The organism is Lactobacillus delbrueckii subsp. delbrueckii DSM 20074 = JCM 1012 (assembly GCF_001433875.1).
Taxonomy (GTDB): domain Bacteria; phylum Bacillota; class Bacilli; order Lactobacillales; family Lactobacillaceae; genus Lactobacillus; species Lactobacillus delbrueckii.
Window position 1 is genome coordinate 2,467 of record NZ_AZCR01000024.1, and the last position, 14,310, is coordinate 16,776.

At 52.9% G+C, this 14,310-nt stretch carries 12 protein-coding genes; 10 read left to right on the forward strand and 2 right to left on the reverse strand.

From position 1 onward, the window contains the following. The 4 genes from FD23_RS04820 to FD23_RS04835 all read left to right on the forward strand — a co-directional run. Positions 1–857: thiolase family protein (locus FD23_RS04820; protein WP_236743878.1), on the forward strand; the 857-nt coding region annotated here is incomplete at its 5' end. Positions 858–859: 2 nt separating this feature from the next. After that, positions 860–2,086, forward strand: coding sequence for a hydroxymethylglutaryl-CoA reductase (locus tag FD23_RS04825; protein WP_025895653.1), 1,227 nt, complete (start codon positions 860–862; stop codon positions 2,084–2,086). Between the two features lie 3 nt (positions 2,087–2,089). Continuing rightward, on the forward strand, positions 2,090–3,253 hold the full coding sequence (locus FD23_RS04830) for a hydroxymethylglutaryl-CoA synthase (protein WP_052933634.1): 1,164 nt from the start codon (positions 2,090–2,092) through the stop codon (positions 3,251–3,253). Between the two features lie 163 nt (positions 3,254–3,416). Further along, positions 3,417–4,775 carry a threonine/serine exporter family protein gene (locus FD23_RS04835; protein ID WP_052933635.1) on the forward strand — a complete coding sequence of 453 codons (1,359 nt, stop codon included), beginning with the start codon at positions 3,417–3,419 and terminating at the stop codon, positions 4,773–4,775. 57 nt (positions 4,776–4,832) lie between these two features. Here FD23_RS04835 and FD23_RS04840 read toward each other — a convergent pair whose 3' ends face one another. Beyond that, a complete protein-coding gene (locus FD23_RS04840) occupies positions 4,833–5,339 on the reverse strand; it encodes an aminoacyl-tRNA deacylase (protein ID WP_025895652.1) in 507 nt (168 codons plus the stop codon). A gap of 62 nt (positions 5,340–5,401) precedes the next feature. Here FD23_RS04840 and prmA point away from each other — a divergent pair, with 62 nt between their 5' ends. The 5 genes from prmA (at position 5,402) to aspS (ending at position 12,639) form a co-directional block, all read left to right on the forward strand. Further along, complete coding sequence (gene prmA / locus FD23_RS04845) at positions 5,402–6,346, forward strand: 50S ribosomal protein L11 methyltransferase (protein ID WP_052933636.1); 945 nt, start codon at positions 5,402–5,404, stop codon at positions 6,344–6,346. Positions 6,347–6,486: 140 nt separating this feature from the next. Further along, positions 6,487–8,742 carry a RelA/SpoT family protein gene (locus FD23_RS04850; protein ID WP_052933637.1) on the forward strand — a complete coding sequence of 752 codons (2,256 nt, stop codon included), beginning with the start codon at positions 6,487–6,489 and terminating at the stop codon, positions 8,740–8,742. A gap of 28 nt (positions 8,743–8,770) precedes the next feature. Continuing rightward, positions 8,771–9,208 carry a D-aminoacyl-tRNA deacylase gene (gene dtd / locus FD23_RS04855; RefSeq protein ID WP_003613864.1) on the forward strand — a complete coding sequence of 146 codons (438 nt, stop codon included), beginning with the start codon at positions 8,771–8,773 and terminating at the stop codon, positions 9,206–9,208. Positions 9,209–9,492: 284 nt separating this feature from the next. Further along, the gene (hisS, locus tag FD23_RS04860; RefSeq protein ID WP_025895651.1) at positions 9,493–10,779 is read left to right on the forward strand and encodes a histidine--tRNA ligase; all 1,287 of its coding nucleotides are present in this window, start codon (positions 9,493–9,495) and stop codon (positions 10,777–10,779) included. A gap of 15 nt (positions 10,780–10,794) precedes the next feature. Continuing rightward, positions 10,795–12,639: an aspartate--tRNA ligase gene (gene aspS, locus FD23_RS04865; RefSeq protein WP_025895650.1), complete on the forward strand. Its 1,845-nt coding sequence runs from the start codon at positions 10,795–10,797 to the stop codon at positions 12,637–12,639. 72 nt (positions 12,640–12,711) lie between these two features. Here the strand turns inward: aspS and FD23_RS04870 are convergent, their stop codons facing one another. Beyond that, complete coding sequence (locus FD23_RS04870) at positions 12,712–13,242, reverse strand: hypothetical protein (RefSeq protein WP_025895649.1); 531 nt, start codon at positions 13,240–13,242, stop codon at positions 12,712–12,714. Positions 13,243–13,472: 230 nt separating this feature from the next. Here FD23_RS04870 and FD23_RS10410 point away from each other — a divergent pair. After that, positions 13,473–14,310, forward strand: an 838-nt coding sequence (locus FD23_RS10410) for a DUF2207 domain-containing protein (protein ID WP_236743879.1), incomplete at its 3' end; no start/stop codon positions are given.

A 14,310-nucleotide genomic window follows, 5' to 3' on the forward strand; every position in this document is an offset into this window, starting at 1 on the left:
TGTCCATCAATGAAGTCTGCGGCTCCAGCCTCAAGGCTGCCCGCCTGGCTGAAGCCCAAATGTTAATCGGTGACCTGGGCCTGGTTGCTGTCGGCGGCAGCGAAAGCATGACCAACGCCCCAAAGGAAATCATGTTCAGCGATGGTCTCGTTGATTCCTTCTCCGGTAAATCCATGGGCATTACTGCCGAAAATGTGGCTAAGCGCAACCACATCAGCCGCCAAGACGCTGACGCCTTCAGCTTGTCTTCCCACCAAAAAGCTGTCAAGGCACAAGCTGAAGGACTTTTTGCCGATGAAATCATTCAAATTGAAGATCTCAAGCAAGATGAAAACGTTCGCCCGGATACCAGTCTGGAAGCCCTGGCCGGTCTTAAAACTTCCTTCCTTGAAGACGGAACCGTCACTGCCGGTAACGCCTCCCCAATCTCCGACGGGGCCAGCATGATCATCCTGGCTACCGCGGAAAAAGTCGCTGAATACCAGCTGACGCCTTTAGCCAAGCTGGGCGCTTACGCCGAAGTAGGCTATGACCCGGAATTCATGGGCTATGGTCCATACTATGCTATCCGTAAGCTGCTTAATGAAACTGGCCGGCAGGTAGCCGATTACGACTTCTTTGAAATCAATGAAGCCTTTGCCGCAACTACTTTGGCTGTTGCCCGCGACCTGGAAATTCCTTTAGCCAAGGTCAACAAACAGGGCGGGGCGATCGCTTTAGGCCACCCGCTGGGCGCTTCCGGCACCCGCCTTCTGGCTACCGCTGCCCGCCAGCTGCAAAGAGGTGGCCAGCGCGCTATAGCCAGCCTCTGCATCGGGGGCGGCTTGGCCATCGCTTTTGAAATTGAGAAGGCATAAGAATGAAATTCTATCAGTTGCCGCCCGAAGAGAGGCGGCAGTTTTTGCAAGAAGATGGGGTCGCCCTGGAAGATATCCCTGCAGCTGATTTAGCCCGTCTGGATGAGATGAGCGAAAACGTGGTTGGTGAGGTCAAGCTCCCCTTGAGCTGTTTGACCAGCGCCCTGGTCAATGGCAAAAATTGGCGGATCCCCATGACGACTGAAGAAGCCTCCGTCGTCGCCGCCGCCAACCACGGCATGTCCGTCTTCGCTAAAGCCGGCGGCGTAAAAGCGACCAGCCAGCGCGACGGCATCTATGGGCAAATCGTCTTAGAAGTCACGGAAGCTTTTTCCCTGGCTGGCTTTAAAAAGGAATTCCCGGCCTATACTAAGGAAGTTAACAAGGAATTTGCCAGCTTGATCCGGCACGGGGGCGGCTTAAAAGACCTGACCGCCCGCCAGGAAGCTGACCTGGTCTACCTCCTGGCCCTGGTTGACCCGGCTGAAGCCATGGGGGCCAACAAGACCAATGCTATCCTGGAATTCCTGGCCCAGAAGATGCTGGACTTTCCTGGTGTTGAAGCTAAGCTCTTCGCCATCCTGTCCAACTATCCCAGCCAGCTGACTACAGCTAAGGTGGCAATTCCTGTTAGCCTCCTCAGTAAAAAAGGAGACCTAGCAGAAGGCCGGGAGGTGGCCAAAAAGATGGCCCTGCTGGCTAAAATCGGGAGTAGCGACCCTTACCGGGCTGTAACCAATAACAAGGGGATCATGAATGGGGTAGACGCTGTTATGCTGGCGACCGGCAATGACTACCGGGCAGTTGAAGCAGCCTGCCATGCCTACGCCGCAAAAAGCGGCCAGTATCGCAGCCTCAGCTCCTGGAAACTGGAGGGGGAAAAGCTCCTTGGCCAAGTCACCCTGCCCCTGGCCTTAGGGGTAGTCGGCGGCTCCATTTCATCGCGGCCTGATATTAGACAAAGCTATGCCATTTTAGGTAAAATAAAAGCAGCTGAATTGGCAGAACTGACCGCCAGCGTCGCCCTGGCCAACAACTTCGCGGCCCTGAACGCTATCTCCACCAAGGGGATCCAGGCTGGCCACATGCGCCTGCAGAGCCGCAACGTGGTTCAGACCCTGCCGGCAGCAGCGGAAGAAAAAGAAGCTGTTTATCAAATGATGATTAGCCAGGGAAAGTATGGCGAAACAGCAGCTAAGAATTTTTTGAAAGAATTGCGAGGACAATAATTAATGGACATTGGTATTGATCAGATAGGTTTTTATACGCCTAATAAGTTTGTGGACATGGTTGACCTGGCCAACGCCAGAAACCAGGATCCCAACAAATTTTTGATCGGCATCGGCCAGGACCGGATGGCGGTCGCTGACAAGACCCAGGACGCTGTTTCCATGGGGATCAACGCGACGGCTGAATACCTTGACCAGGTTGATCTGGAGCAATTAGGCTTATTGATCTTTGCGACCGAAAGCGGGATTGACCAGTCAAAGTCAGCCTCCCTTTTTGTCAAGGAAGCACTTAACCTGCCAGCCCGGATCAGAACTTTTGAAATCAAGGAAGCCTGCTTTGCCTTGACTGCCAGCCTGCAGGTTGCCCGCGACTACGTCCGGGCCCACCCGCACCACTCGGCCATGATCATCGGCAGCGACATCGCCCGCTATGGTCTGGCTACTGCCGGCGAGGTTACTCAAGGCGCCGGGGCCATCAGCATGCTGATCAAGGAGAATCCGGCAATTATCGCCCTGGAAGACGGGCACACTTCCCACTCTGAAAACATCAATGACTTCTGGCGGCCGAACAACTTGGCCACTGCCGTTGTTGACGGCCACTACAGCCGGGATGCCTACCTGGACTTCTTCAAGAGCACTTTCAAGCCTTTCCTTGCAGAAAAGCAGCTGCAAGTTTCTGACTTTGCCGGTATCTGCTACCACCTGCCTTACACCAAGATGGGTTACAAGGCCCACAAAATTGCCATTGAAGGCCAGGATGACGAAACTGTCAAGCGCCTCAGCGATAACTTCCAGCTTTCAGCCAAGTACAGCCGGCAGGTCGGCAACATCTACACGGCCAGCCTCTACATGTCTGTCTTGAGCCTGCTGGAAAACGGCAACCTTGAGGCCGGCGACCGGATCGGCTTCTTCTCTTACGGGTCTGGCGCCATGGCTGAATTCTTTAGCGGCAAGGTGGTTGCCGGTTACCAAAAGCGCCTGCGCCCAGCCTTGCACGCCCGCATGCTCAAGGAAAGAATCCGCCTTGGCGTTGGCCAATACGAAGACATCTTCACCGAAGGCTTGGAAAACCTGCCGGAAAATGTAGAATTTACCAGCGATGCCAACCACGGTACCTGGTACTTGGCCGGCCAGGAAGGCTATGTCCGCCAATACAAGCAAAAGTAAATATGAAGCTAACCGTCTCAGCTTGCTGGGGCGGTTTTTTGATAAAAATAGTCTGCATAGCAAACGCTTAACTAGGGAGGGCGGGAAATTGCAGTCTCTTTTTATGCTAAAATGAAAAAAGTTGAGAAATGCAAAAAAATGAAAGAAGGCAAACACGGTCAACATGAAAACCGAAAGTATTGAGCAAGAGTACCACCACCACCTCTCTCACCACCACCATATGCGGGTGCAGTGGGAAGAGTTCTTCCAAAGCGATGACGAGACCAAGATCAAGGAAGCAACCTTGATTGAAAAAGGGTCGATCATCTCCCGGGTCGGCATGATGATGCTGAGCTGCGGGACTGGGGCCTGGCGGGTCCGCGACGCCATGGACACCCTGGCCAGAACCCTGGACTTAACCTGCAGCACTGACATCGGTCTGATCTCCATCGTCTGCACCTACTTCGATGTCGACAACCAGTCATATTCCCAAAGCCTGGCCCTGCCAACCACCGGGGTCAACATGGCCAAGCTGAACGAATTGGAAAAGTTTGTCCGCCAGTTCGAAGCAGCCGGCGGTGACTTTGAAATCAAGACAATCCGCCGCCGCTTAGGGGAAATCGAACACATGAAAGGCCGCTATCCGCTTTGGGGATCCAGCCTGGCCGCGGCTTTGGCCTGCGGCGGCTTCATTTTCCTCCTGGGCGGGGGGATTCCTGAAATCATCTGCTCCTTTATCGGGGCGGGACTGGGCCAGTTTGCCCGGGGCAGCTTAGCCAAAAGACGGATCACGATTGCCGCTACGACTGCCGTGGCTGTGGCAGCGGCTTGCTTGTCCTACTACCTGGCTTTCATGCTGGACCACTTGCTCTTTAACGTCGACATGATCCATATGCGCGGCTACATTGGGGCCATGCTCTTCGTTATTCCAGGTTTTCCCTTTATTACTTCCGGTCTGGACATCTCCAAGCTGGACATGCGGTCTGGCTTGGAGCGGATGGCTTACGCCATCTTCATTATCTTGATCGCGACTGGTACTGGCTGGGTGATGGCTACGGCTCTGCAGATCAAGCCTGGTGACCTGCCGGCCTTGCACCTGTCTAAAGCAATTTTGACGGCTTGCCGCCTGTTGGCCAGCTTCTGCGGGGTCTTCGGCTTCTCTTTGATGTTCAACTCCCACCGGCGGATGGCTGTCGCGGCCGGGCTAGTGGGGGCGCTTGCCAATACCATGCGCTTGTCTCTGGTTGACTTCGCCCATTTCCCGGCTCCCTTGGCCGCCTTTTTAGCCGCCCTGCTGGCTGGCCTTTTGGCCGGCTATGTCCGGGAAAAGGTTGGCTACCCGCGGATCGCCTTGACCGTGCCTTCCATCGTCATCATGGTGCCCGGCCTCTACATGTACCGGGGGATCTTTTTCTTGGCCTTGACCAATGTCGGGGCCGGGGCCACCTGGATGACTGAAGCCTTGATGCTGGTCATGTCCCTGCCTGCCGGCCTCTTGACCGCCAGAATCTTGACCGACAAGAAGTGGCGCCGGGCCGATTAACATAGAAAGAAAAAACAGCTTTTGCCCAAAAATAAGGGTAAAAGCTGTTTTTGCGTATTATTCCTGCAGGTCAGCCACCGTGGCCTTGACCAGTTTCTGCAGATCAAGCGGGTTGACCATGACGCTGCGGCCCACTTCGCCGCTGGACACCCAGATCCCGTCTTCATTTAAGACACTCTTATCCAAAAAGATCGGGAACTTCTTGCTGTGGTAGATGCCAATCGGCGTGTTGGCCCCGTGCACGTAGCCAGTGGTCTTTTCCAGCTGCTTGAGGGGAATCATTTCACACTTCTTGTTGCCGGAAGCCTTGGCAATCTTCTTGAGGTCCAAGTGGCCGCTCAAAGGCACCACGCCGACAATCGGGCCGGTCTTGTTGCCATTGACCGCCAGGGTTTTGTAAACCGGGTGGCCGCTTAAAACCGGCTTGCCGGTCCCAACCTGGGCTACCCCGTGGTCTTCGGAAATTTCGCTGATGTGCTGCTCATAGGCAATTTTATGCTGGTCGAGAATCTTTTCCACCAGGGTCTTGTCTAATTTGTCTTTATTCTTTTTCTTTTTTGACATTGTTATCACCACTTTTCATGATACCATTTTAAGAGAAGAAGCTAAAGAAAGAAGATATAATCATGAAATTACTTGAGATCAAGATTGAAAGCAGCTACGACGTTGAAGACGCCCTGGCTTATTTTGCCACGGAAGACTTAAAGGCCCTGGGGACCGAAGCCCGGCGCAGAAGCGACTTTGAACAAGCCGGCTGGCTGCACGACTCAACGGTTGTTGACATGGATGACATCCCAAACCTGCCCGATGAGCTGGAATTCATTGCCTACTTTGATGAAGAAACCGACCCTGAAGAAACGGTCAAGTGCTTCAAGGACAAGCTGGCTGAGCTAGCGGGCTATGGCTTAAAGACCGCTCCTGGTGAAATCTCCGTTGACTATGTTGCTGACCAGGACTGGAACACTGTCTGGAAAAAGTACTACCACGTCATCAACTTGTCCCGCCACCTGGCCATTGTGCCGGAATGGGAAGACTACCAGCCGGCCTTTAAGGACCAGGAAATCATCCGCCTGGACCCAGGCCTGGCCTTTGGGACGGGCAACCACCAGACCACCCAGCTGGCCATGCTGGGCATTGAACGGGCCATGGTCAAGCCGCTTACTGTCGCTGACGTGGGGACGGGGTCCGGCATTTTGGCCATTGCTGCCCATAAGCTGGGGGCCAAGAGCGTTTTGGCCACGGACATTTCTGATGAATCAATGACGGCAGCTAAAGAAAACGCAGCCTTAAACGGCATCCACGACATCGCATTGCAAAAGACCAGTTTGCTGGCTGGCGTTGACGGCAAGTTTGACTTGATCGTAGCCAACATCCTGGCTGAAATCCTTTTGGACCTGATTCCGCAGCTGGACAGCCACTTAAACGAAGACGGCCAGGTCATCTTCTCCGGGATCGACTACCTGCAGCTGCCAAAAATTGAACAGGCCCTGGCAGAGAATGGCTTCCAAATCGACCTTAAGATGCGGGCTGACCGCTGGATCGGCCTGGCAATTTCCCGCAAGCATGACTAAAATGCGTTAAAATAAAAGCAAAAGAAACTCACATTTTTTAATAAGTAAGCCCAGTCAAGCATTCAGACTTGTTTTTAAGGAACTTTTTGCGCTAAAATAACAGGTACTGATTAGTTAAATGTTGGAAACTGGTGATCTAGATGTCAAAGTATGTTGAAATGACTCACGAGCAGGTCATGGCCGCCTGCAAGAAATACATGACGGCCGACCAATTGGCCTTTGTCGAAAGTGCATATCAATTCGCGGCCCGGGCCCATGAGGGACAAACCAGAGCCTCTGGCCAGCCTTACATCGTCCACCCGACCCAGGTAGCAGGGACCCTGGCCAATTTAGGCCTGGACCCGGACACGGTGGCTGCCGGCTTTTTGCATGACACGGTTGAAGACACTTCGGTCACCAACGACGACATTAAGGAAGAGTTCGGCGCCGACGTGGCCTTCATCGTTGACGGGGTCACCAAGCTGAACAAGTACGAATACAAGTCCCACAAGGAATTCCTGGCGGAAAACCACCGCAAGATGCTGATCGCCATGGCGAAAGACCTCCGGGTCATCCTGGTCAAGCTGGCTGACCGCCTGCACAACATGCATACCCTGGAGCATTTGCGCCCGGACAAGCAGCGCCGCATTGCCGCTGAAACCCTGGACATCTATGCACCATTGGCTGACCGGCTGGGGATCGGGACCATCAAGTGGGAACTGGAAGACATGTCCTTCCACTACATGAACCCGGAAGCGTACTACAAGATTGCCTCCATGATGGACGCCAAGCGCAGTGAGCGGGAAGACTACATCAAGGACGCCATCGACTACTTGCGGGGGACCCTGGATTCTTTAGGGATCAAGTACGACATCAGCGGCCGGCCAAAGCACATCTATTCCACCTATAAGAAGATGGTCAACAAGCACAAGGACTTCAACGAAATATATGACTTGCTGGCTGTCCGGGTGATCGTGCCAACGGTCAAGGACTGCTACGCCGTTTTAGGGGCGGTTCGCACCAAGTGGAAGCCGATGCCTGGCCGCTTTAAGGACTACATTGCCATGCCTAAGGCCAACGGCTACCAGTCCCTGCACACGACCATCATCGGCCCTGGCGGCAAGCCTTTGGAAATCCAGATCAGAACTGAAGAAATGCACAAGGTTGCTGAGTACGGTGTGGCAGCCCACTGGGCCTACAAGCGGGGCAACTTCCAAGGCGTTGATGAAAAAGACGGCGGGGCCCTGGATATCGGCCGGGAAATCCTGGAGTTGCAGAAGGATTCCAACAACGCTGACGAGTTCATGGAAGCCGTTCATTCGGATATTTTTGCCGACAAGGTCTATGTCTTTACGCCAAAAGGGGAAGTCTACGAACTGCCTAAAGGATCAGTCACCTTGGACTTTGCCTACGCCATCCACACCCAAGTTGGTGACCACGGCATCGGGGCCAAGGTCAACGACAAGCTGGTTCCTTTGGACTACAAGCTGAAGAACGGGGACGTGGTCGACATCTTGACCCAAAGCAATGCCCGGCCGTCAAGAGACTGGGCAGAAATGGTCAAGACCTCCCGGGCTAAGAACAAGATCCGCCGCTACTTCAGAGATGTTGACCGGAAAGAGAGCTTGGCCCGGGGCAAGAGTGAGCTGGTTGACCTGCTCAAGGAAAATGGCTTAAGCGCCAAGGACTTTTTGGACAAGAGCCACATCGACGAAGTCCTGGACCACTTCAGCTTCAAGACCGACGAAGACATGTACGCTGCTATCGGCTTTGGCAACATGTCTGCCGTATCCATCTACAACCGTTTGACGGCCGACCTGCGCCGGCAGCAGGAAGAAGAAAAGCAGAAGCAGTTTGAAGCCCAGATCATGTCAGCCGGCCAGCAGGCAGCAGCTTCCAGCGTGGTTAAAAAGCCCGCTTCGCAAAAAGACGATGCCAAGACCAAGGGCAAAAAGCCGGACAGCTTGGTCAGAGTCCAGGGGCTGGAAGATTTGGACATGCACTTTGCCAAGTGCTGCAACCCGGTTCCAGGCGACCCGATCGTCGGCTACGTGACCAAGGGCCGGGGGGTCACTGTCCACCGGGCTGACTGCCGGAACGTGGTCAGCGCGGACCCGGCTGCCCAAGGGCGGATGATCGATGTTGAATGGAATAGCATTGACGAAGGCAAGCAGGCCAGCTTCAACGCCAACTTCGAGCTCTTTGGCTACAACCGGCAGAAGCTGCTGGGCGATGTCATCAACCGCTTGAATGCTTTGACCAAGAACATTACCAATGTTTCAGCCAGCGTCAACGAAGAAAACATTGCCCACTTCTACATCACGGCCGAAGTCAGAAATGCCGCCCAGCTGAATGACATCATGGCCAAGCTGCGGGATATTCCAGACGTTTATGACACCAAGCGAACGGACAACTAAGCTGGAAGCAGGGAGATTTTTAGAAAAAATGCGCGTAGTAATTCAAAGAGTCAACCATGCCGCCGTCAGAATCGACGGCGAAACCGTCGGCCAGATCCAAAAGGGCCTGCTCTTATTAGTCGGCCTGGCTGAAGGCGATGGGGAAGAACAGGTGGTTAAGGCCGCTGACAAGATCGCCAAGATGCGGATCTTTGAAGATGAAGCAGGCAAGACCAACCTGGGTATCAAGGATGTCGGCGGCCAGATCCTGTCCGTCAGCCAGTTTACCCTCCTGGCTGATACCAAGAAGGGAAACCGGCCAAGTTTTGTCCACGCCATGCGGCCGCCTAAGTCCAGCCAGCTCTGGGAAGAATTTAACCAGGAGCTGGTTAAGCGGGGCCTGACCGTGGAAACTGGTGAATTCGGGGCAGACATGAAGGTCGAACTGGAAAACGATGGTCCTTTTACCATTGTCTTAGACCTGTAATTTTTCCCCTCAGCCCTTGATTAGGAGGGCAAAACAGGATAAACTTAATTTAATGAGAATTATCAATGACAAAGAATGAAGATAGCCCGGCCTTTTTAGAGACTGCCCGTTTGGTGAAAGAGCAGATGGCTGCTAGCTGTGACCCTTTAGCAGATAATGGTTCGTTTCGTCAGCGTTAATGACAGCAAGCAAAAGGTGGTACCGCGCTGTTTTCAAGCGCCCTTGATTAAATTCAAGGGTGCTTTTTATTGTATTAGTCAAAACAAGGAAACAAAGGTGAAATTATGAGAGTTCAAAGACCAAAAGGTACAGTCGACATTCTCCCGGAAACGTCCGGCCAGTGGGAAAAGGTGGAACAAACCGCCCGTGACCTCTTCAAGCGGGCCAACTACCATGAAATCAGAACGCCAAGTTTTGAAAATTACGAACTCTTTTCCCGGTCATCTGGTGAAACCAGTGACGTGGTTGAAAAGGAAATGTACGATTTTGAAGACAAGGGCGGCCGCCACATCGCCCTCCGGCCAGAAGGCACGGCTGGGGTAGTGCGGGCCTATGTGGAAAACAAGATCTACGGGCCGGACTATGTCAAGCCCTTCAATGTCTACTACATTGCCGCAATGTACCGGTATGAACGTCCGCAAGCCGGCCGGCAAAGAGAATTCCACCAGATCGGGGTGGAAAGCTTTGGTTCAAACGGCTACCTGGCTGATGTTGAAACTATCTTGCTAGGCCACGACCTCCTGGCGGAACTGGGGGTCAAGAACTGCGAACTGCACATCAACACTTTGGGTGACAGCGAAGTCCGCCAGGCCTACCACGATGCCCTGGTAGACTACTTTACTCCGGTTAAGGACCAGCTCTCAGAAGATTCTCAAAGACGGCTGGGTAAGAACCCCCTCCGGATCCTGGACTCCAAGGCCGAAGAAGACCAGCAGTTTTTGCCGAAAGCCCCGAAAATCAGGGACTACCTGGACGATGAATCAAAGGAAAACTTCAACAAGATCCTGGCCAGCCTGGACAAGTTGGGAGTTAAGTACGTCATCGACGACGACCTGGTCCGGGGCCTGGACTACTACACCGGCGTGATCTTTGAATTCATGGTTGACGACCCGACTCTTTGGGCCAGCCCGTCAACCGTCCTGGGCGGTGGCCGCTACAACCACCTGGTTGAAGAATTCTCCGGCCCGGAAACCCCAGCCGTCGGCTTTGGGATCGGGGAAGAAAGACTGATGCTGGTTCTCTCCAAGCAGAATCCGGAAATGTTTGAAGATCAAGGGATCGATTTCTTCATCACCAATATCGGTGAAGGCACGGACATTAAGGCCGTGGAAGTTGCCCGCCAGCTCCGCTCTCTTGGCTTCAGCGCCCAATACGACGTTGACCAGAAGAAGCTCAAGGCCCAGTTCAGAAAGGCTGACCGGGTCGGGGCCCGCTATGTCGTGACCCTGGGGGCCAAGGAACTGGCTGAAGGGAAATTAACCGTCAAGCGCTTGAGCGATGGGCAGCAGTTTAGCCTGGAATTTACTGACTTGGAAGACAAGGCCAACCTGCTTTCCAAGATCGAAAAATAGGAGATTTTTAGCAAAATGATGCAAATGAAAAAAAGAACTGATTATTGTGGCAACATTACCAGCCAGTACCTGGACCAAGACGTCCTTCTTTACGGCTGGGTGCAAAGAGTCCGGAACCTGGGCCAGCTGATCTTTATCGACTTGCGCGACCGGGAAGGGATCGTTCAAGTCGTGGTCAACCATGACTCCGGTCAGGAACTGATGGATGTCGCTTCTTCTCTGGGCCAGGAATACGTGGTCGAAGTCAAGGGGCACGTTAACGAACGTTCCAGCAAGAACCCGGACATGAAGACCGGGGACGTAGAAGTCATTGCCAGCGAAATCACTGTTTTGAACAAGGCTAAAACTCCGCCATTTGAAATCAAGGATGACCTGGTTGCCAGCGAACAGACCCGGCTGAAGTACCGCTACCTGGATTTGCGCCGGCCAACCCTGCAAAACGCCTTGATCATGCGGGCCCAGATCATGACCGCTACCAATGCCTACCTGTCAGGGGAAGGTTTCATTAACATTGAAACCCCGGACCTAGGCAAGTCAACGCCGGAAGGTGCCCGGGACTACCTGGTTCCTTCCCGGGTTTACCCAGGCTCCTTCTACGCCTTGCCGCAGTCACCGCAAATCTTCAAGCAGCTCTTGATGGGGGCCGGCTTTGACAAGTACTACCAGATCGCCCGCTGCTTCAGAGACGAAGACTTGCGTGGGGACCGGCAGCCGGAATTCACCCAGATCGACTTGGAAACTTCCTTCATGGATGAAGAAGGCGTCCAGGAAGTAACTGAAGGCCTCCTGGCTAAGGTTATGAAGGATGTTAAGGGGATCGACCTACAGTTGCCGCTGCCGCGGATCACTTGGCAGGAATCCATGGACAAGTACGGCTGTGACAAGCCGGACACCCGTTACGAAATGCTGATCCACGACTTGGGCAATGTTTTTGCCAATTCTGGCTTCAAGGTCTTCGCTTCTGCCCTGGAAAACGGCGGCTTTGTCCGCGGGATCGCAGTTAAGGGCGGGGCTAAGTTCTACTCCCGCAAGAAGATCGAAGCCATGCAGGACTACATCAAGCGTTACCACGCCAAGGGCCTGGCCTGGGTTAAGTATGAAGACGGCGACTTCTCCGGTCCTGTTTCCCGCTTCTTGAGCGAGGAAGAAAAGGCCGGCCTGGTTCAGGAATTCAGCCTGGAAGGCGGGGAACTCCTTCTCTTCATCGCTGACCAATGGAAGGTCTGCTGTGACTCCCTGGACTACCTGCGCCGGCAAACTGCCAAGGAAACTGGCATCATTCCAAAGGACACTTACAAGTACATCTGGGTTGTTGACTGGCCGCTCTTTGAATACGACGAAGGCGACGAGCGCTGGATTGCTGCCCACCACCCATTCACCATGCCAGACGACAAGGGGATTGAACTCCTGGAAACTGATCCGCACAAGGCTCACGCTCGCAGCTACGACATCGTTTTGAACGGCTACGAACTGGGCGGCGGCTCCATCCGGATCCACAAGCGGGACATCCAGGAAAAGATGTTCAAGGCCCTGGGCTTCACCAAAGAACGGGCCTACGAACAATTCGGCTTCTTGATGGACGCTCTGGACATGGGATTCCCGCCGCACGCCGGCCTGGCTATCGGCTTGGACCGCTTTGCCATGCTTTTGGCTGGCAAGGACAACATTCGTGACGTCATTGCCTTCCCGAAGAACGCTAGCGCCAGCGAACCAATGATGCACGCCCCGGCTCCAGTTGCTGACCAGCAATTGACCGACCTGGGCATCGAAGTAGCTGAAGCAACCAAGGAAGGCGTTGAAAAGTACGAAGCTTCCCTGGAAGCTGAAGCAGCTGAAGACGTTAAGTCCCACGAAGAATAAAAAAGCTGAAAAAGCGCAAAAAAATAGTTCAAGATCCGAAAAAGATCTTGAACTATTTTTCTTTGCCAACTTTTAATTATCTGAATTATCGATAGTTTCTTCTGGCAGGTCTTCAGTCGTGTTGATATCATCGTCAGCCGTAGACTTGCTGGTGGTCGTGCTGCTCTTCTTAGGCGTATAGCTGGAAGAGCTAGTTGAAGTAGATGACTTAGTGGAGCTCTTGGAGCTGCTTGGGCTGGAGTAGCTGTAAGTTGAGTTGCTGTAAGTTGACCCCCAAGTAAAGTCAGAGTTTGAACTGTTTGAGCTCTTCGCCGACTTCTTCTTGCTGGACTTGGCCTGGCTGGAATAGCTGTAGCTTGAGATGGATGAACTGGATGATTTCTTTTTGCTCTTCTTGCTCTTGCTTTTAGCCTTGCTTAATGATTCAGACTTTTCGTCTTCCTTGTCGGCCTTGGCCTTTTCCGACTTGCTGTAGACCTTGTAAGTCTTGCTGCTGCCAGCGGACTGACTGCTCTTGTCAGCCTGGCTTTGGTGATAAAAGACAGCTGCCCCGACTAAAGCGAGTTCAGCGGCAAGGATGCCGGCCAGCATTGGTTTGCGCATTGTATTTTCTCCCAACACAATTTGGTCGATTAGACCAGGTTAGTAAATACTGTATACCACGCCTGGCGGCTGTAAGCATAAGAAAGGCTTGTTTTCTATCAATAAATTCTGATGTTTTCCGTGCCAAGCAATTACCGCTTGAATTATAATAATTTTAAGAAAAAATATTCTCAAATTGCGTCAGTCAGCCTAGCTTGTCTGAACAATAGAAAAATGAAAGGGAGAAAAAGATGAAACGGAAGTATCTTTGGGTCCTGGCTTTATTTTTGGCCAGCTTTTCGGCTGCTTTTTTACCGGAAAAAGTTTTTGCCGATTATGACCTGACCAAGATGGATGTCACGGCAATTGTTAATTCTGACGGGTCCTTGTCAATGACCCGGAAGATCGTCTATGACTTTGACGATTCAGCTAACGGGGTTTATTACACTCAGAACTTAGCCAGCGGACAGAAGGTCAGCGGGCAGAGCGTCGAGGTCAAGGACCTGGCCAGCGGAAAGACGGTCAAGCCGGCCTTAAACAACCAGGCGGACAGCGGCAATGTCTACCACTTCAATAAAGACGGTAATTCCTACAAGTTCAAGGTTTACCACCATGTTGACGATGGAAAGGTCCAGGTGGTTTACCGCTACAAGATTTCTGGAGCAGTTGACAGCTACGAGGACGCTTCTGAACTGAACTTCAAGATTGTCGGGGACGGCTGGGATAAAGAGATTTCCAATGTCACGGCGACTGTCCGCTTCCAGGACAAAAAGCTGTCCTTCTTGAAAGGCTGGGCCCATGTCAATGCTAACGGCCATTTGACCGTTGACAAGGAAAAGGGCCTGGTTAAAGCGGAAGTAGCCACTTTGCCGGAGGCGACTTTTCTGGAGCTACACCTGCTTTTTCCAAACAGTTTAGTCAGCCAGAATAAAAAGCACCATTCCGGAGAAATCGCGGCTAAAGTCGTGGACCAGGAAAAAGCGCTGGCTAAGGAAACTGCCGCAAAAAAGGCCCGCCACAACGTTTATGAATTGATCGGCCTGGCTCTTTTTGCTTTATCACCGCTCCTTTATCTGCCGGTCTTTATCA